This window comes from Variovorax sp. 679 (assembly GCF_003952185.1).
GTDB lineage: Bacteria > Pseudomonadota > Gammaproteobacteria > Burkholderiales > Burkholderiaceae_C > Variovorax.
This window is the reverse complement of the sequence record NZ_RXFS01000004.1, coordinates 59,699-75,652: the sequence shown is the minus strand read 5'-3', so window position 1 is coordinate 75,652 and position 15,954 is coordinate 59,699. Positions and strand designations below refer to the sequence as shown.

Genomic DNA, 15,954 nt, shown 5'->3' with positions numbered 1-15,954 from the left:
CATGCCCCATCTCGTGATCCTCTACACGCCGAACATCGAGGCCGAGACCGACATGTCGGCCCTGTGCCGCACGCTGGCCGACACCATGCTGAAGCAGCGCGACGAGGCCGACAAGCCGGTGTTCCCCATCGGCGGCACGCGGGTGCTGGCCTACCCCGCCGCGCACTACGCGGTGGCCGACGGCAAGGCCGACTACGCCTTCGTGTACCTCAACATCCGCATGGCGGCCGGGCGCTCCGAGGCCGTGAAGAAGAAGGCCGGCGACGAACTGCTGGCCGACGTGCGCGCTCATTTCGCGCCGATCTTCGAGAAGCGCCACATCGGCATCACGCTGCAGATCGACGAAAGCCCGGGGCAGGTGTACGACGGCAAGCACAGCAACCTGCATCCGCTGTTCAACAAGAGCTGAACGACAACAAGAAGAGAAGGACCCACATGCTCTCCAAAGCCACCATCGCCCAACTGGCCGCCGAGCTGCACGAAAGCGAGAAGTCGCGCGTGCAGGTCGAGCACTTCTCCAAGCGCTTTCCCGAGATGACCATCGAGGACGGCTACGCCATCTCGCGCGAATGGGTGAAGACCAAGATCGCCGAGGGCCGCACCGTCAAGGGCCACAAGATCGGCCTGACCTCGCGCGCCATGCAGCAGTCCAGCCAGATCGACGAGCCCGACTACGGCACGCTGCTGGACGACATGTTCTTCGAGCAGGGCGGCGATATCCCGTTCAAGCGCTTCATCGCGCCGCGCATCGAGGTCGAGCTGGCCTTCATCCTCGGCAGGAAGCTGCAGGGCCCGAACGTGACCATCTTCGACGTGCTTGCCGCCACCGACTACGTGGTGCCCGCCATCGAGATCATCGACGCGCGCATCGAGCAGTTCGACCGCCACACCAAGGCCCCGCGCAAGGTGTTCGACACCATCTCCGACAACGCGGCCAACGCCGGCATCGTGATGGGCGGCCGTCCGGTGAAGCCCGACGCGGTGGACCTGCGCTGGGTGAGCGCGCTGCTCTTCAAGAACGGCGTGATCGAGGAATCGGGCGTGGCCGCGGCCGTGCTCAACCACCCGGCCACCGGCGTGGCCTGGCTCGCGAACAAGCTCGCGCCCTGGGACGAATGCCTGGAGGCCGGCGAAGTGGTGCTGGGTGGCTCGTTCACGCGGCCCACCACCGCAGTGCCCGGCGACACCTTCCATGCCGACTACGGCCCGCTGGGCTCCATTTCCTTCCGTTTCGCCTGAACGAACACCATGCACACCCCCGTCAACACCTTCAAGCAGGCCCTCGCGGCCGGCAAGCCCCAGATCGGCCTGTGGGTCGGGCTGGCCGACGGCTACGTGGCCGAGATCCTGGCCGGCACCGGCTACGACTGGCTGCTGGTCGACGGCGAGCACGCGCCCAACGACGTGCGCTCGGTGCTCGCGCAGCTGCAGGGCATTTCGAGCGCATGGTCGGCGCAGGCCGAGGCAGACCGCTCGCACCCGGTCGTGCGTATCCCGGTGGGCGACACCACGCTGATCAAGCAGTACCTCGACATCGGCGCGCAGACGCTGTTGGTGCCGATGGTCGACACCGCCGAGCAGGCCGCGCGGCTGGTGCAGGGCATGCGATACCCGCCCGAGGGCATCCGCGGCATGGGCAGCGCGCTCGCCCGTGCCTCGCGCTGGCAGGCCTACCCCAACTACCTGCACGAAGCCAACGCGCAGACCTGCCTGCTGGTGCAGGCCGAGACGGTGGAGGCGATGAAGAACCTCGACGCCATCGCCGCCACGCCGGGCGTGGACGGCGTGTTCATCGGCCCGGCCGACCTGTCGGCCTCGATGGGCTTCGTGGGCCAGCCCAACCACCCCGAGGTGCAGGCGGTGATCGCCGACGCCATCGCGCGCATCCTCAAGGCCGGCAAGGCGCCGGGCATCCTGTCGACCACGGAAGAGCAGGCGCGCAAGTGGCTCGCGGCCGGTGCGCTGTTCGTGGCGGTGGGCGTAGACACCATCGTGCTGACGGCCGCGGCGAAGCAGCTGGCGGCCAAGTTCAAGAACGCCCAGGGCGCTCAGACGCCCAGCGGCTACTGATTTCCTTCTTCTTCAACCGGGGAGTCTTGACGATGCATCGCATGACCTGGGCCGCCATGGCCGCGTCCGCCACTCTTTTCCTCGCTGCCTGCGCGCCCATGGGCGGCGGCAAGCAGGGAACCACCGCCCAGCAGGAAGCCAACCGCCAGGCCGTGCTCGCCTTCTACGAGAAGGGCCTGAACCAGAAGGACGCCGACGCGGCCCTGCAGTACGTGGGCAACCGCTACGTGCAGCACAACCCCACGGCGGCCGACGGCCCCGAGGGCTTCCGCAAGTTCATCGCCTTCCTGCGCGAGAAGTTCCCGAACTCGAAGAGCGAGATCAAGCGCAGCTTCGTCGATGGCGACTACGTGATCCTGCACGTCAACGCGATCCGCGAGCCGGGCACGCGCGGCAGCGCCATCGTCGACATCTTCAAGCTGGAGAACGGGAAGATCGTCGAGCACTGGGACGTGGTGCAGCCCGTGCCCGAGACAGCCGCGAACAAGAACGGCATGTTCTGACCGCCCCTCTTCTTTCGAAACCAGCCAGCTCCGACGCCAGCCGATGACCACGCCCGACGATCCGAACAGCGACAGCAGCAAGCGCTTCCGCTCCGCCACCATCCGCGAGGGCACGATCCGCGCGACCACGCGCAGCTTCCTGCACGCGCTGGGCCAGGACGACGAGGACATCGCACGCCCGCACGTCGGCGTGTTCCACACGGGCGGCGAGATGAGCCCGTGCAACCTCAACCTGCGCGAGCAGGCGCAGCACGCCAAGACCGGCATCTACGCCGGCGGCGGCACGCCGCACGAATGCCCGGTGGTGTCGATCAGCGACGGGCTGACGATGGCGCATTCGGGCATGCGCTTCTCGCTGATCTCGCGCGAGCTGATCGCCGACAGCGTGGAAGCCTCCACGCGCGGCCACCAGTGGGACGGCATCTTCGCCATCGGCGCCTGCGACAAGAACCTGCCGGGGCTGATGATGGGCATGGTCCGCTGCAACGTGCCCAGCGTGTTCGTGCACGGCGGCTCGGCGCTGCCGGGCCAGATGCCGGGGCCGGACGGGCAGGACCTCAACGTGGTCGACACCTACGAGACCATCGGCAAGGTGCTGGCCGGCACCGCCACGCACGACGAGCTCGACGCCATGAGCCGCGCCTGCCTGCCCACCGCCGGAGCCTGCGCGGGGCAGTTCACGGCCAACACCATGGGCATGGTGTCGGAGGCGCTGGGCCTCGCGCCCATCGGCTCGAGCATGGTGCCGGCCGTGTTCAGCGAACGCGCGCCGCTGATGCGCCGCGCCGCCAAGACGTTGATGAAGGCGGTGATGGGCGACGGCCCGCTGCCGCGCGACATCGTCACGCGCAAGGCGCTGGAGAACGCCTGCGCCATCGTCTCGGCCACCGGCGGCTCGACCAATGCGGCGCTGCACCTGCCGGCCATCGCGCATGAGGCGGGCATCAAGTTCCACCTCGACGACGTGGCCGAGATCTTCGCCCGCACGCCGCTCATCGCCGACCTGCGCCCGGGCGGCAAGTACCTGGCGCGCGACGTGTTCTACATCGGCGGCGCGGGCGTCATCCTGCGCACGCTGCTGGAGCAGGGCTTCCTGCACGGCGACGCGCTCACCTTCACCGGCCGCACGATGGCCGAGGAACTGGCCGGCGCCCTCGCACCCGACGGCCGCGTGGTGCGCGAGGCAGGCAACCCGATCACGCGCGACGGCGGGCTGGCGGTGCTCAAGGGCAACCTCTGCCCGGACGGCGCGCTGCTCAAGACGGCGGGGCTCAAGGGCCTGGTGTTTCGCGGCCCGGCGCGCGTCTTCAATTCAGAGGAAGAAGCGCAGACCGCCGTGCAGAACCGCCGCTACGAAGCGGGCGACGTGATCGTGATCCGCAACGAAGGGCCCAAGGGCAGCCCCGGCATGCGCGAGATGCTGGGCATCACCGCCCTGCTCTACGGCCAGGGCATGGGCGACAAGGTGGCGCTGCTGACCGACGGGCGCTTCTCCGGCGCGACGCGCGGCCTGTGCATCGGCTACGCGGGGCCCGAGGCAGCGGACGGCGGCCCGATCGCGGCGCTGCGCGACGGCGACATGGTGTCGATCGACGCGCGGGCGGAGGCGCGCTCGATCACCGCCGATCTCACGGCCGGGGAAATCGCTGCGCGGCTCGCCGGACGTGAGGTAAACGCGGGGGTCGCGCGCGGCGGCCTGCTGGAAAAATACGCGCTCACCGTGCGCCCTGCCCACCAGGGCGCCGTGACCCACTCGGGCGCGGTCACCTGGCTGCGCGACGAGTCCTGATCGATCCTCCATAACCACCATCCGGAGAGAGACACCATGAGCTTCACGCGCCGCCAGATCCTGCAGACCACCAGCGCATCGGCCTTGATGGCCAGCCTCGGCCAGAACGTCTTCGCGCAGGCGACGACGAACCTCGAGACCGCGACCATCGTCACCGGCTTCGCGGCCGGCGGTACGTCGGACACCACCTGCCGTCGCCTGGCGACGAAGCTCGGCGGGGACTACGCGAAGACCGTGGTGGTCGAGAACCGCACCGGCGCGGGCGGCCAGATCGCCGTGGGCTACGTGAAGGGCAAGCCGGCCGACGGCGGCACCATCCTGCAGACGCCGACCTCGATCCTGACGATCTACCCGCACATCTACAAGAAGCTGCCGTACGACCCGATGGTCGACATCACGCCCGTGAGCCTGGCCTGCATCTTCGACTTCGGCTTTGCCGTGGGCCCGGCCGTGCCGGCCAGCGTGAAGACCGTGCCCGAGTTCCTGGCCTGGGCCAAGGCCAATCCGGCCGGCGCCAACTACGGCTCGCCGGCGTCGGGCTCCACGCCGCACTTCATCGGCGCGCTGCTGGGCAAGAAGGGCGAGGTCGAACTCAAGCACGCGGCCTACCGCGGCACGCAGCCGGCCATGCTCGACCTGCTGGGCGGCAACATCTCGGCGGTGTCGGGGCCCATCGGCGACATCACGCAGCACCTGCCCACCGGCAAGGTGCGCATCCTGGGGGTGTCGGGCGCCAAGCGCAGCCGCTTCGTGCCCGACGTGCCCACCTTCGGCGAACAGGGCCTGAAGGACATGGCGCACAGCGAGTGGTTCGCCTTCTTCCTGCCGGCCAAGGCCTCGCCCGAACTGGTGGCGAAGCTGAACACCGCGATGAAGAACGCGCTCGCGCAGAAGGACGTGATCGACGGCCTCGGCACCTTCGGCCTGGAAGCGATGTCTTCCACGCCGGCCGAGCTGACGGAACTGCTGAAGAAGGACACCGCCAAGTGGGCGCCGATCGTCAAGGAAGTCGGCTTCACCGCGGAGGGATAGACCACCCCGTTTCTTGCTCACTTCGTGTAGCCGAATCCCCCTCAAGGGGCAACACCGGCGGCCCGGCAAAGCCGGTTCCGCGGTGTTCCCCGCGAAGGACCACCGGCTGGCGCAATGAGCAAGCCATTTAGAAGGAACTGCCATGAACACACTCGCCACCAGTGCGCCGTCTTCCACGTCGGCGCTGGTCCATCCCTCGATCCACCCGGACGAGCGCGCCGCGCGCGAACAGCTCGCGGCCTGCTATCGCGTGTTCGCGATGCTGGGCTGGACGGAGATGATCTACAACCACATCACCGTGCGCCTGCCCGACAGCGTGACGGGTGGCGAGAAGCAGTTCCTCATCAATCCCTTCGGCCTGCACTACAGCGAGGTCACGGCCAGCAACCTGGTGAAGATCGACCTGCAGGGCAAGGTGCTCGACGGTTCGTCGTACCCGGTGAACCCGGCGGGCTTCGTGGTGCACGCCGCCATCCATGACGGCCTGCCCGGCGCGCACTGCGTGATGCACACGCACACGACCGCCGGCGTGGCGGTGGCCTGCCTGCAGGGCGGCCTGCAGCAGACCAATTTCTATACCGCGCAGCTGCACGGCATGGTGGCGTACCACGACTTCGAGGGCATCACGATCCATGCCGACGAAGGCCCGCGCCTGCTGAAGAGCATCGGCGACCGCAACGCGGTGATCCTGCGCAACCACGGCCTGCTGGCCTGGGGACAGACGCTGCCGCAGACCTTCGCGATCCTGTGGACGCTGCAGCGCGCCTGCGAGATCCAGATGGCGACCTTCTCGATGGGCCAGGCCATTCCGGTGAGCGAGGAGATCGCGCAGCGCTGCACGCGCGACGCGCTGCAGTTCAGCCCCGAGCATGGCGCGGGGCAGGACGTATTCGATGCGCTGGTGCGGCAGGTGGACCGCATCGACCCTTCCTACCGCAACTGAACCGAAGCGACCGAGCTCATGAAGATTTGCATTTACGGCGCCGGCGCGATCGGCGGATGGATCGGCGTCGGCCTCGCCCAGGCCGGCGAGCGGCTGAACGTGGTGGCGCGCGGCGCCACGCTCGAGGCGCTGCAGCGCGACGGCCTGTCATTGATGCGCGGCAGCACAGGTGGAGAGGTGCGCACGCGCGTGCCGGTCAACGCGGTGGCCGACCCGGAAGCCCTCGGCGTGCAGGACCTGGTGGTCATCGCCGTGAAGGCGCCCGCACTGGCCGGCGTGGCCGAGCGCATCGGGCCGCTGATCGGTGCCGACACCATCGTGCTGGTGGCGATGAACGGCGTGCCGTGGTGGTTCCTCGAAGGCGGCTTCGGCGGCGAGATCACCGGCCACCGGCTCGCGGCCGTGGACCCTGACGGTGCCATTGCCAAGGCCATTCCATCGCGCAACGTGATCGGCTGCGTGGTGCACGCAAGCTGCTCGCTCGACGGCCCGGGCGTGGTGCGGCACCACTTCGGCAACGGGTTGATCATCGGCGAGCCCTCCGGCGAGGCCACGCCGCGCGTGCAGAAGCTGCTGGCGCTGCTGAAGAGCACCGGCATCGACACCACGCTGTCGCCGCAGATCCAGAAGGACGTGTGGTTCAAGCTGTGGGGCAACATGACGGTGAACCCGATCAGCGCGCTCACGGGCTGCACCACCGACCTGATCATGGGCGACGACTACGTGCGCGGCTTCATCTCGGCGGTGATGCTGGAGGCAAAAGAGATCGGGCGGCGCATCGGCATCGAGATCACGCAGAGCCCGGAAGACCGGCACGAGATCACGAAGAAGCTCGGCGCCTTCAAGACTTCCATGCTGCAGGACGTGGAGGCCGGGCGCTCGGTCGAACTCGACGCGCTGGTGACGGTGGTGCGCGAACTCGGTGAACTGACGGCCGTGGCCACGCCGTTCACCGACGCGCTGCTCGGGCTGGCGCGGCTGAGGACGCGGCAGCTCGGGCTGTACTGAGCGCCGCCGCCAGTCAGGCGGCACACAGGTTCGGTCCGCAGACTGAAGAAGCGGGTGGAGCTACGGGGCCCAAACCCTGTAACCCCCGCTTTTCTTCTTGGGCTATCCTCTCGCCACTCAAAAATGCACGTAGCGATTTCTTACACACCCACAAGGCTGCATGCGTGATGAGAGAAGAACGGGAGAGACGGATGCGCTTGATCTTCATCGAACTGCTCGTGGCACTGGTGCTGCTGCCGATCAGCGGCCTGTTCTGGTGGTGGGCCTTCGGCATGGGCGGCCTCGCGGTGGCCGGCTTCGTGCTGGTCGCGGGCGGCGCGCTGTACCTTGTCCTGCGCGGTGTGCGCTCCGCCAAGAAGCAGCTCGGCCAGCCCGGCGACGACCGCGAGCAATAAGCCGCAGCCCCCGGCCGCGGACCTGCCGCGCAGAAACATTCGCATTCAATTTGCCCGGATTCCGGCGCAATCTTTTTCCCCGGATTTGCATGTTCAGCGCCCGACCCGGGCGTTATTGAAATCTTTTTTCTGATTCGCCCCGGCTTTCGCCGGATCGGAGCAGGTTTCAATGATTTAAATCCGAAACATCTTCCAGCTCCTGGAGTGATGCAAATAGAAGAACACTACAAAAGTGTCCATCGGGATGGTGCAAATCGCCACCGCCCCCGAATACCCACCGAATTAGCCTGAAATCATTCATTGATTTTCTGGAACACCATTGCACGCACTTGGTGCTTTCGGCTCCGACAAGGGGCGGGAAATTTCGCGATTAATCAGAAGAACCTACCTGCATGGCACTCCCGGCGGTCGCGCCTTGCCGGAGGCCATCTGTCGCCCGTAGCAGGCACATTGATGCTCCTGGCCCACGGCTTGTCAGCCATCTCCTACCAAGACACACTTTTTAACAAATTTGAACGCAATATCAAAAACCCTATACAGCCTGACTTTGTGGACCTGAAACCACAATCTCCCACCTGCGCGGGGTAATTAATAAGTCGCATTTTTCGATTCTCCGGAGTGCTCGACAAACAGGCATTCCGAGCCCCTTTCCCCAATGGAAAGAGAGCCTCCGGCAGCAGGCAGGAAGATAACCACGAGCAAGGCGTGGTCGCACCACGAATAGACACGTCTCTTGCGTCTACTCCACCAAAAAGTGGTGCCGCGAAGGCAGCGACAATTTCCTTTCCGCCGGCCTGCCGATAAAGCGCCGATTGCCCGGAATAAGTCTTTCGTCAATAAAAAGATTTAACCGGCCAGTCAGCCTTAAATCAGGCTCGGGCTTTGCATATGGAATCGCAGTTTTTGAAATTACCAAGTTCGCAATGGAGTTCCATTTGACTCGCTACCTGTACCTGACGGGGTGGAGCACCGCCCTGGCCGGCGCATTGCTGCTGCTTCAGGGATGCGCGCCGGGCTTCGGTTCGCTGGCGGCCTACGAGCCCGACCAAGGGCCGGCGCCGCGTCTTTCGGCCGACGGCACGCCGGAGGAAGCGCTGGTCCCGATCTCGCCGAGCCTCATCCGCGCGATGGCCGAGGCGCAACCGGCGTCGATCCCCTCCGAGGTGAAGGCCCTGTTCGGCGAAGCCCCGGCCTACACCATCGGGCCCGGCGACGTGGTGGGCGTGATCGTCTACGACCATCCCGAACTGCTGCCCAACGCCGGCGCGGTGATCTCCCAGCAGGTGGACCCCACGGGCATCAGCGTGGCGCCGGGCTTCATCGTCGGCGCCAACGGGCAGATCAGCTTTCCGTACATCGGCCGCGTCCAGATGCAGGGCCTGACCGAGATCGAGGCGTCCGACCTGATCGCCAGGCGCATCGCGCGCTACATCAAGGATCCGCAGGTGACGGTGCGCATCCAGTCCTTCCGCAGCCGCCGCGCTTTTGTCGAAGGCGAGGTGCGCACGCCGGGGCTGCAGATCTTCACCGACGTCCCGATGACGCTGGCCGAGGCGCTCAACCGCGCCGGCGGCATCACCGCGAGCGGCGACCGCTCGTTCATCACGCTGACGCGCGGCGACAGGACCACGCTCATCGACCTGCCGAAGCTGCAGGACCTGGGCAGCAGCGCAAGCGACATCCCGCTGCGCAACGGCGACGTGGTGCAGGTGCGCAACCGCGACGAGAGCAAGGTGTTCGTGATGGGCGAAGTGCTCAAGCCCTCGGCGCTGACCATGCACAACGGCAGGCTCAGCCTCAACGAGGCGCTGGGCGAGGCCGGCAGCGCGAGCCTGGGCACGGCGAACCCGGGGCAGATCTACGTCGTGCGCAACAACAGCGGCAACGCGAAGGGCTCGCCCTCGGTCTTCCACCTGAACGCGAAGAACCCCGCCGCGCTGGCACTGGCCGACCGCTTTCCGCTGCAGCCGCGCGACGTCGTCTACATCGACTCCGTGCCGCTGGTCAGCTGGAACCGCGTGGCCAGCCTGATCCTCCCCGCGGCCCAGGTGCTCGACATCGGCGACCGCGTCTACATGAACCACCGATGAGATCCGTGCTGACAGTCTGCATCGGCAACATCTGCCGAAGCCCGATGGCGGAAGGCCTGCTTGCCGCGGGCCTGCCGCACCTGCGCGTGTTCTCGGCCGGTACCGGCGCGCTCGTCGGCCAGCCGGCCGACGAGACGGCACAGGCGCTCATGCGACGGCGCGGCCTCGACATCTCGGGCCACGTCGCGCAGCAGGTGAGCCAGCTGCTGTGCCGGCAGGCCGACCTGATCCTGGTGATGGACCGCGAGCAGCGCCGCCACCTCGAGTCCACCTATCCCTTCGTGCGCGGCAAGGTCTTCCGCATCGCCGAGTTCGCGGGGCAGGGGCAGGACGTGCCCGACCCCTACCGTCAGGGCGAGGCCGCGTTCGAACACGCCCTGGCCCTCATCGACACCGGCACGCGCGCATGGATCGAGCGCATTCTGAAAATCACGAACCCCGAGCAGCAATCGACATGAACGCACCCCAGCAAGCCGCGCTGCCGCCGATGCAGGTACTGGAAGAGGACGAGAGCGGCATCAACCTGGCCGAGTACCTGGACATCCTCATCGACAACCGCTGGCTCGTTTCGGCCATCGCCGCGGCGGCCGTGCTCCTGGGCACGGCCTATGCCCTCCTCGGCAAGCCCGTCTACGAGGCCAACCTCGCTGTACAGGTGGAAGACTCCGGCAACTCCGCAGGGAGCTTCCTGGGCGATGCCGCCTCCTCGCTGCTGAGCGTGAAGACGCCGGCCGCGGGCGAGATCGAGATCCTTCGCTCGCGCGCCATCCTCGGCAAGGCGGTGGAGAACACCAAGCTCTACATCAGCGCGCGGCCGCGCTACGCGCCCATCGTGGGCAGCTGGCTCTCGCGCCGCGCCACCGAGCTGTCGGAGCCGGGCTTCATGGGCCTCTCAGGCTACGTGACGGGCACCGAGAAGATCCTGGTTGCGAAGTTCGACGTGCCCGCCGACTTCGAGGACAAGCAGTTCACGCTGACGGTCGGCAACGACGGCCAGTACGAGCTGGGCAACCCCGACATCGACACGCCGATGAAAGGCACCATCGGCACCTTGCTGGAGGCGAATGTTCCGGGCGTGCCCAACGGCAAGCTGAGCCTGATGGTCAGCAGCATCAGCGCCAGGCCGGGCGCGCAGTTCGTGCTCGTGCGGTCTTCCACCCAGCTCACGCTCCTCGCGCTGCAGGACAGCCTGAAGGTGGTGGAAAAGGGCAAGCAGTCGGGCGTGCTCGACGTGAGCTGGAAGGGCCCCGATGCCGACAAGCTCACGCAGCTGCTCAACGAGATCGGGCGCCTCTACGTGCGCCAGAACATGGAGCGCAAGGCGGCCGAGGCCGAGAAGACGCTGGGCTTCCTCGACGGCGCGCTGCCGCAGTTCAAGAAGCAGCTGGAGCAGTCCGAGGACGTCTACAACCGCTACCGCAACCAGAACGGCACGGTCAGCCTCGACGACGAGGCGAAGAACGCGCTGACGCAGACGGTCGACCTGCAGTCCAGGCTGCTTGAGGCGGAGCAGAAGCGGCGCGAGCTCACCGCGCGCTTCACGAACGAGCACCCCGCCGTGCAGACGCTCGACACCCAGGTCGCCGCTTGGAAGAGCGCGATCGCCACCATCGACGCGCGCATCCGCAAGATGCCCGAGCTGCAGCAGAACACCGTGCGCATGCAGCGCGACATCAAGGTGAATACCGACCTGTACGTGTCGCTGCTCAACAGCTCGCTGCAGATGCGGCTGGCCAAGGAAGGCAAGGTGGGCAACGTGCGCCTGCTTGACGAGGCCATCGTTCCGGAAGAACCGGTGTGGCCCAAGCGGCCGCTGGTCATCGCGCTGGCGGCGATCCTCGGGCTGGCCGCCGGCATCGGCGCCGCGATCGCCCGCAGTTCCTTCTTCGGCGGCATCCGCAACCCGGGCGAGATCGAGAGCCACACCGGGCTCAACGTCTACAGCAGCATTCCGCTGAGCCCCGCCCAGCGCACCATCGACAGGAACATCGAGAACAAGGCCAGCGGCAAGCACGTGCTGGCGCACCTCCACCCCGAAGACCCGGCGGTGGAAAGCCTTCGCAGCCTGCGCACCGCGCTGCAGTTCGCGATGCTGGAGGCGACCAACAACCGGCTGCTCATCTCGGGCGCGACGCCCGGCGTCGGCAAGACCTTCATCTCGGTCAACTTCGCGGCGATCAGCGCCGCCACCGGAAAGCGCGTGCTCCTGATCGACGCGGACCTGCGCAAGGGCCGGGTCAACCAGTTCCTGTCGATCCAGCGGTCTTCGGGGCTGTCCGAGCTGATCGCCGGCACGCTCGATTTCAGCCGGGCCATCCGCCCGGCGGTGCTGCCCAACCTGGACGTCATCACCACGGGCGTGCTTCCGCCGAATCCGGCGGAGCTGCTCACCAGCGAGTCGTTCGTCCAGGTGCTGGAAAAGCTGTCGCCGCAATACGACCTCGTGATCATCGATACGGCCCCGGTTCTCGTGGCCGCCGACACCGCCTCGGTCGCGCCCCTTGCCAGCACCCTGCTGCTCGTCGCACGCGCCGAAAAAACCCAGCTCGGCGAATTGAACGAAAGCGTCAGAAGGCTGGCGCACGCGGGCAGATCGGTAAATGGCGTAATTCTGAATGCTATAGATCTAAGCCGCCGGCACGCTGGAAGCGGGGGTTACAAATACGGCGCTTACAAGCAGTTGCAATACACATACAATGCCAACAGGGATTCCACTTGAGCCAGCGGAATTGGAGTTAAATTAAAAATCATGCACTCGGGCTTTCCAGTGCATCGATCAAATACTTAAATAGTATTCTGAATAACAAGGCATTACAAATGACAATTAGTTCATTGGTATTGCCTTCATCGAGTCATTTGGCCGCGCAATAGTTTCTGCATTGCAGACACTAAGAGGCATTTGTGCGGGTAGTGTCGGCCAAAAAAACCAGGCCATAACCAGAGGACATGCGGGCATTTGCACGCGTGAGGAAAGGTGCGTCAAAAATGAAGGTATTTCGACGGGAAATCTTGTCGCGCTTCAAATCCGGATGGAGAAATCCCATGGGAAATCTCCGTCCGGAAGAATCGCTGGTGCCGCAAGGCTGGGACATTCCGGATGCAAATGGAGGAATGTCCCGCGGCGGCTCGAGGAATGGAATCCGACATCCGGCCATTCTGCGCGCCGGAAAAAGGTCTGTGGATATCGCAGCCGCATTGTTCTTCTTCGCCGCCTTCGGCTGGCTGTTCGTGCTGATCGGGCTCTTCGTGATGATCAGCTCCGGCGCCCCGGTCCTTTATTACCAGCCGCGCTACGGAAAAGACGGGCGGGTATTCAGGTTCTACAAATTCCGCTCGATGATCGCCAATTCGGCCCAGGTGCTCGAGGAGCACCTGAAGAACAACCCCGAGGCGCGCCGGCAATGGGACGAATACCAGAAGCTGGATGACGACCCGCGCATCACTCCTTTCGGCAAATTCATCCGCAAGACGAGCCTGGACGAATTGCCGCAATTCTGGAACGTGCTGGTGGGCGACATGAGCCTGATCGGCCCTCGCCCCTGCATGCTGGAACAGAAGGAGCTCTACGGCCAGGACTGGTCGCATTACTGCGCCGTCCGGCCCGGAATCACCGGCCTCTGGCAGGTCAGCGGACGCAATCAGCTGACCTACAACGCGCGTGTCGCGCTCGACGTGAGGTATGTCGAAACCCTCTCCGTGTCGAGGGACGTGGACATCTTCTTCAGGACCATCTGGGTGGTTGCCGCCGGTCACGGGTCGCGCTGAATCTCGCCGGCCACGGATGACCGGCCCCGGCCGGTTCGGCCGGGGTTCGCCCTCCACGGAGTCCACGCCGCAAGGCCGGACAGACTTTCTTTCGCTTTGGAAATGATCGGATTGGAATCCACATGCGGATGAGCCACGCCATTCCAGGTCCGGCCGCGACTGCACGAACAACAACAATAAGAAGAGGCACGCGCCGCTTCAACCAGTACTCGATTGCCGGGGTGCTGATCGTGTTCGTGTACGTGATCATCTATGCGTATTTCCGGGAAATGCTTCCCGAGAAATGGAGCGTCGACTCGGCAAAGATTCTCGAGATCCTGAATTACGGCGGAACGGACGAAATGGACAATTCGTTCGCCGTCACGGCCGCCCTCTTCAGCATCATCGGGTCGAACAATCTCGACGTCTTCACCTGCATCAGCAGCGCGATCTTTCTTTTCTTTGCAACGCGCAACATCCGCAAGGCCGGCGATTTCTTCTCGCGGCTTCTGCTGATCGCGCCCTGCATCATGCTGAACATGTTCGCTCCGTCGAAGGAGACGGTGGTGCTCATCATGACCATGTGCATCACCGTGACGACGATCTATTTCCGGACTTCCAGATTTCTCACCGTCGGGGCTTTTCTCGGCCTTTATGCGATCTACGGGGTTTTCGTCCGGAATTACTATTTGCTGATCGTCGGCGTATTCTTCATCGTCCATTACCTCTGGCGGCGCCCGCTCAAATACCACGTCCTGGCCGCAATCGTGGTCGCCGGCGCAATTCTGGCGGCACCTTCCAGTCTCCTGCAGACCCTGCAATCGCCCCGCGATACCTCCAATGCCTATGCGGAGCAGATCGGCAGCGACAACCGCACGGCCTTCACCAATATCGCGTCGCCCGCCACCGGCCCTGGCTTCCTGGTGAATTACGTCTATGCGGCGACGGTGCTGATCACGCCCGTTCTCTACTTCCAGACGCCGAGCGACGCATTCATGCAATTGATGATCGCCGCCATGCTGATCATTCTCTACAAGGCGAAGAAAAAATCGAAACGGGAGCCGGAGCGCTTCGAGCCCCGGTTCTTCGGCAGCCTGTTCATTGCGCACATCCTCGTGCAATTGATATTCGAACCCGATCTCGGAAGCTTCACCAGGCATTTGACCTCCGTGATGCTTTACCTCATTGCCATCAAGGTGTCCGAGAACAAACCAATTCCGAGATGAAGATGAAAAAAATCCTTATTTGCGCCGTGCCGTTCAGCGACAACCTGGGCGACGGCGTCATCGCGGCATCGCTCGCCCACATCGCGGACATGAAGTACCCGGGCGTGAAGGTCGAGTTCCTCGACATCGCCGGGCGCGTCGCATTCGACGAAGCCAACCTGCGCGGCGGCGGCGCGTTCGGTGTCTTCCAGAAGCTCCCTTCCCTGCTGCGTTCCGCAATCGTTTTCGCGTACTGCCTCAAGAACTACCTGCTGGGCTGGCGCAGGCAGTGGCAGGCAGCGGTGGCCGATGCCGACCTCGTCATCATCGGCGGCGGCCAGCTCTTCTGCGACGTGGCGCTGAACTTCCCGTCGAAGCTCTTCTTCCTCGGCAGGCTGCTGCGCGGGAAGAAGGTGGCGGTGGTGTCGGTCGGGGTCACGGCCAGGTGGTCGTTCTGGGGAAAGCTGCTCGTGGGCAAGTTCCTCCAGAACGCCGCGCCCGTCTTCTACGCCACGCGCGACGTGGACTCGGCGAACAACCTGCACGCCTTCTTCCGCATTCCGCGCAGCCGGATCAGCGTGGTTCCCGACCCGGCGCTGGTCTGCGCAAGCGCCTTCTCGGAAGAGCTCTCGCCGGAGAAGAAGTGGGACGTCGGCATCTGCGTCAGCAGCCTCGATGCCCTGGTGATGAATTCGGAGTACGGCAGCACGCGCGCCGTCGGCTCGGCGGATTTCTTCTCGGGCCTGGCCGAAGCGCTGCAGGCCGAAGGCGCCCGGGTGCTGTACTTCACGAACGGCGCGGCGGAGGACAACAAGGTCCTGGCCGAGATTTCCTCGCGCGCGACGGCGCAGAACTTCTCGTTCGCGGTTCCGAAGCGCCCCGACGACCTCGTCACGCTGATCAGCGCCTGCTCCTGCATCGCCGCCCACAGGCTGCACGCGAACATCGTCGCCTACAGCCTGGGCATTCCGTCCATCGGAATGAATTGGGACAAGAAGGTCGAGTCCTTCTTCCAGCTCACGAACCGCACCCAGCACCTGTTCGGCCTCTCGCCGCGGCACGACGAGCTGAAGGCCTCCGTGCTGGCGCTGCTCCAGGCACGCAACGACCGCGAGCGGCTGCACGAGCTGCAGTCCGCCGTCATCGCCGGAACCCACGCATTGATCTGACCCGAG

At 65.3% G+C, this 15,954-nt stretch carries 16 protein-coding genes; 15 read left to right on the top strand and 1 reads right to left on the bottom strand.

All coding sequences use genetic code 11. The features are described from left to right. Position 1: 1 nt before the first annotated feature. From EJO71_RS10805 to EJO71_RS10750, 12 genes are all read left to right on the top strand, one after another. Positions 2 to 409, top strand: a complete 408-nt coding sequence (locus EJO71_RS10805; RefSeq protein WP_125948719.1) for a 5-carboxymethyl-2-hydroxymuconate Delta-isomerase — start codon at positions 2 to 4, stop codon at positions 407 to 409. A gap of 26 nt (positions 410 to 435) precedes the next feature. After that, positions 436 to 1,239 (top strand): 2-oxo-hept-4-ene-1,7-dioate hydratase, encoded by an 804-nt coding sequence (hpaH, locus tag EJO71_RS10800; protein ID WP_125948718.1) that lies wholly within the window; start codon positions 436 to 438, stop codon positions 1,237 to 1,239. A 9-nt stretch (positions 1,240 to 1,248) separates the two neighbouring features. Further along, positions 1,249 to 2,070, top strand: a complete 822-nt coding sequence (gene hpaI, locus EJO71_RS10795; protein ID WP_125948717.1) for a 4-hydroxy-2-oxoheptanedioate aldolase — start codon at positions 1,249 to 1,251, stop codon at positions 2,068 to 2,070. Between the two features lie 32 nt (positions 2,071 to 2,102). Further along, a complete protein-coding gene (locus tag EJO71_RS10790) occupies positions 2,103 to 2,573 on the top strand; it encodes a nuclear transport factor 2 family protein (protein ID WP_125948716.1) in 471 nt (156 codons plus the stop codon). 43 nt (positions 2,574 to 2,616) lie between these two features. Beyond that, positions 2,617 to 4,362 (top strand): dihydroxy-acid dehydratase, encoded by a 1,746-nt coding sequence (gene ilvD / locus EJO71_RS10785; RefSeq protein WP_125948715.1) that lies wholly within the window; start codon positions 2,617 to 2,619, stop codon positions 4,360 to 4,362. A gap of 36 nt (positions 4,363 to 4,398) precedes the next feature. Further along, complete coding sequence (locus tag EJO71_RS10780) at positions 4,399 to 5,394, top strand: Bug family tripartite tricarboxylate transporter substrate binding protein (RefSeq protein ID WP_125948714.1); 996 nt, start codon at positions 4,399 to 4,401, stop codon at positions 5,392 to 5,394. A gap of 142 nt (positions 5,395 to 5,536) precedes the next feature. After that, positions 5,537 to 6,337, top strand: a complete 801-nt coding sequence (locus EJO71_RS10775) for a class II aldolase/adducin family protein (protein WP_125948713.1) — start codon at positions 5,537 to 5,539, stop codon at positions 6,335 to 6,337. Positions 6,338 to 6,355: 18 nt separating this feature from the next. Continuing rightward, a complete protein-coding gene (locus tag EJO71_RS10770) occupies positions 6,356 to 7,345 on the top strand; it encodes a 2-dehydropantoate 2-reductase (RefSeq protein WP_125948712.1) in 990 nt (329 codons plus the stop codon). A gap of 191 nt (positions 7,346 to 7,536) precedes the next feature. Continuing rightward, positions 7,537 to 7,740, top strand: a complete 204-nt coding sequence (locus tag EJO71_RS10765) for a hypothetical protein (RefSeq protein ID WP_164546807.1) — start codon at positions 7,537 to 7,539, stop codon at positions 7,738 to 7,740. A 923-nt stretch (positions 7,741 to 8,663) separates the two neighbouring features. After that, a complete protein-coding gene (locus tag EJO71_RS10760; protein WP_125948711.1) occupies positions 8,664 to 9,830 on the top strand; it encodes a polysaccharide biosynthesis/export family protein in 1,167 nt (388 codons plus the stop codon). Next, the gene (locus tag EJO71_RS10755) at positions 9,827 to 10,288 is read left to right on the top strand and encodes a low molecular weight protein-tyrosine-phosphatase (protein ID WP_125948710.1); all 462 of its coding nucleotides are present in this window, start codon (positions 9,827 to 9,829) and stop codon (positions 10,286 to 10,288) included. Before EJO71_RS10760 ends, EJO71_RS10755 begins: the two co-directional genes overlap by 4 nt. Next, positions 10,285 to 12,549, top strand: coding sequence for a polysaccharide biosynthesis tyrosine autokinase (locus tag EJO71_RS10750; protein WP_125948709.1), 2,265 nt, complete (start codon positions 10,285 to 10,287; stop codon positions 12,547 to 12,549). Before EJO71_RS10755 ends, EJO71_RS10750 begins: the two co-directional genes overlap by 4 nt. 169 nt (positions 12,550 to 12,718) lie before the next feature. On the opposite strand, the gene EJO71_RS34305 is transcribed toward EJO71_RS10750, so the two are convergent. Next, positions 12,719 to 12,874, bottom strand: a complete 156-nt coding sequence (locus EJO71_RS34305; RefSeq protein ID WP_164546806.1) for a hypothetical protein — start codon at positions 12,872 to 12,874, stop codon at positions 12,719 to 12,721. Here EJO71_RS34305 and EJO71_RS10745 point away from each other — a divergent pair. The 3 genes from EJO71_RS10745 to EJO71_RS10735 all read left to right on the top strand — a co-directional run bounded on the left by EJO71_RS10745 (position 12,873) and on the right by EJO71_RS10735 (position 15,948). Then, on the top strand, positions 12,873 to 13,595 hold the full coding sequence (locus EJO71_RS10745; RefSeq protein WP_125948708.1) for a sugar transferase: 723 nt from the start codon (positions 12,873 to 12,875) through the stop codon (positions 13,593 to 13,595). The genes EJO71_RS34305 and EJO71_RS10745 overlap by 2 nt on opposite strands. A gap of 128 nt (positions 13,596 to 13,723) precedes the next feature. Continuing rightward, positions 13,724 to 14,800 carry a hypothetical protein gene (locus EJO71_RS10740; RefSeq protein WP_240651358.1) on the top strand — a complete coding sequence of 359 codons (1,077 nt, stop codon included), beginning with the start codon at positions 13,724 to 13,726 and terminating at the stop codon, positions 14,798 to 14,800. 2 nt (positions 14,801 to 14,802) lie between these two features. Next, positions 14,803 to 15,948, top strand: coding sequence for a polysaccharide pyruvyl transferase family protein (locus EJO71_RS10735; protein WP_125949149.1), 1,146 nt, complete (start codon positions 14,803 to 14,805; stop codon positions 15,946 to 15,948). Positions 15,949 to 15,954 lie beyond the last annotated feature (6 nt).

Coding starts and splice junctions, on each gene's coding strand:
- EJO71_RS10770 (WP_125948712.1), top strand. CDS start 6,356: ATGAAGATTTGCATTTACGGCGCCGGCGCGATCGGCGGATGGATCGGC.
- ilvD (WP_125948715.1), top strand. CDS start 2,617: ATGACCACGCCCGACGATCCGAACAGCGACAGCAGCAAGCGCTTCCGC.
- EJO71_RS10745 (WP_125948708.1), top strand. CDS start 12,873: ATGGGAAATCTCCGTCCGGAAGAATCGCTGGTGCCGCAAGGCTGGGAC.
- EJO71_RS10790 (WP_125948716.1), top strand. CDS start 2,103: ATGCATCGCATGACCTGGGCCGCCATGGCCGCGTCCGCCACTCTTTTC.
- EJO71_RS10775 (WP_125948713.1), top strand. CDS start 5,537: ATGAACACACTCGCCACCAGTGCGCCGTCTTCCACGTCGGCGCTGGTC.
- EJO71_RS10755 (WP_125948710.1), top strand. CDS start 9,827: ATGAGATCCGTGCTGACAGTCTGCATCGGCAACATCTGCCGAAGCCCG.
- EJO71_RS10735 (WP_125949149.1), top strand. CDS start 14,803: ATGAAAAAAATCCTTATTTGCGCCGTGCCGTTCAGCGACAACCTGGGC.
- EJO71_RS10760 (WP_125948711.1), top strand. CDS start 8,664: ATGGAGTTCCATTTGACTCGCTACCTGTACCTGACGGGGTGGAGCACC.
- EJO71_RS10750 (WP_125948709.1), top strand. CDS start 10,285: ATGAACGCACCCCAGCAAGCCGCGCTGCCGCCGATGCAGGTACTGGAA.
- EJO71_RS34305 (WP_164546806.1), bottom strand. CDS start 12,874: ATGGGATTTCTCCATCCGGATTTGAAGCGCGACAAGATTTCCCGTCGA.
- EJO71_RS10780 (WP_125948714.1), top strand. CDS start 4,399: ATGAGCTTCACGCGCCGCCAGATCCTGCAGACCACCAGCGCATCGGCC.
- EJO71_RS10805 (WP_125948719.1), top strand. CDS start 2: ATGCCCCATCTCGTGATCCTCTACACGCCGAACATCGAGGCCGAGACC.
- hpaI (WP_125948717.1), top strand. CDS start 1,249: ATGCACACCCCCGTCAACACCTTCAAGCAGGCCCTCGCGGCCGGCAAG.
- EJO71_RS10765 (WP_164546807.1), top strand. CDS start 7,537: ATGCGCTTGATCTTCATCGAACTGCTCGTGGCACTGGTGCTGCTGCCG.
- EJO71_RS10740 (WP_240651358.1), top strand. CDS start 13,724: ATGAGCCACGCCATTCCAGGTCCGGCCGCGACTGCACGAACAACAACA.
- hpaH (WP_125948718.1), top strand. CDS start 436: ATGCTCTCCAAAGCCACCATCGCCCAACTGGCCGCCGAGCTGCACGAA.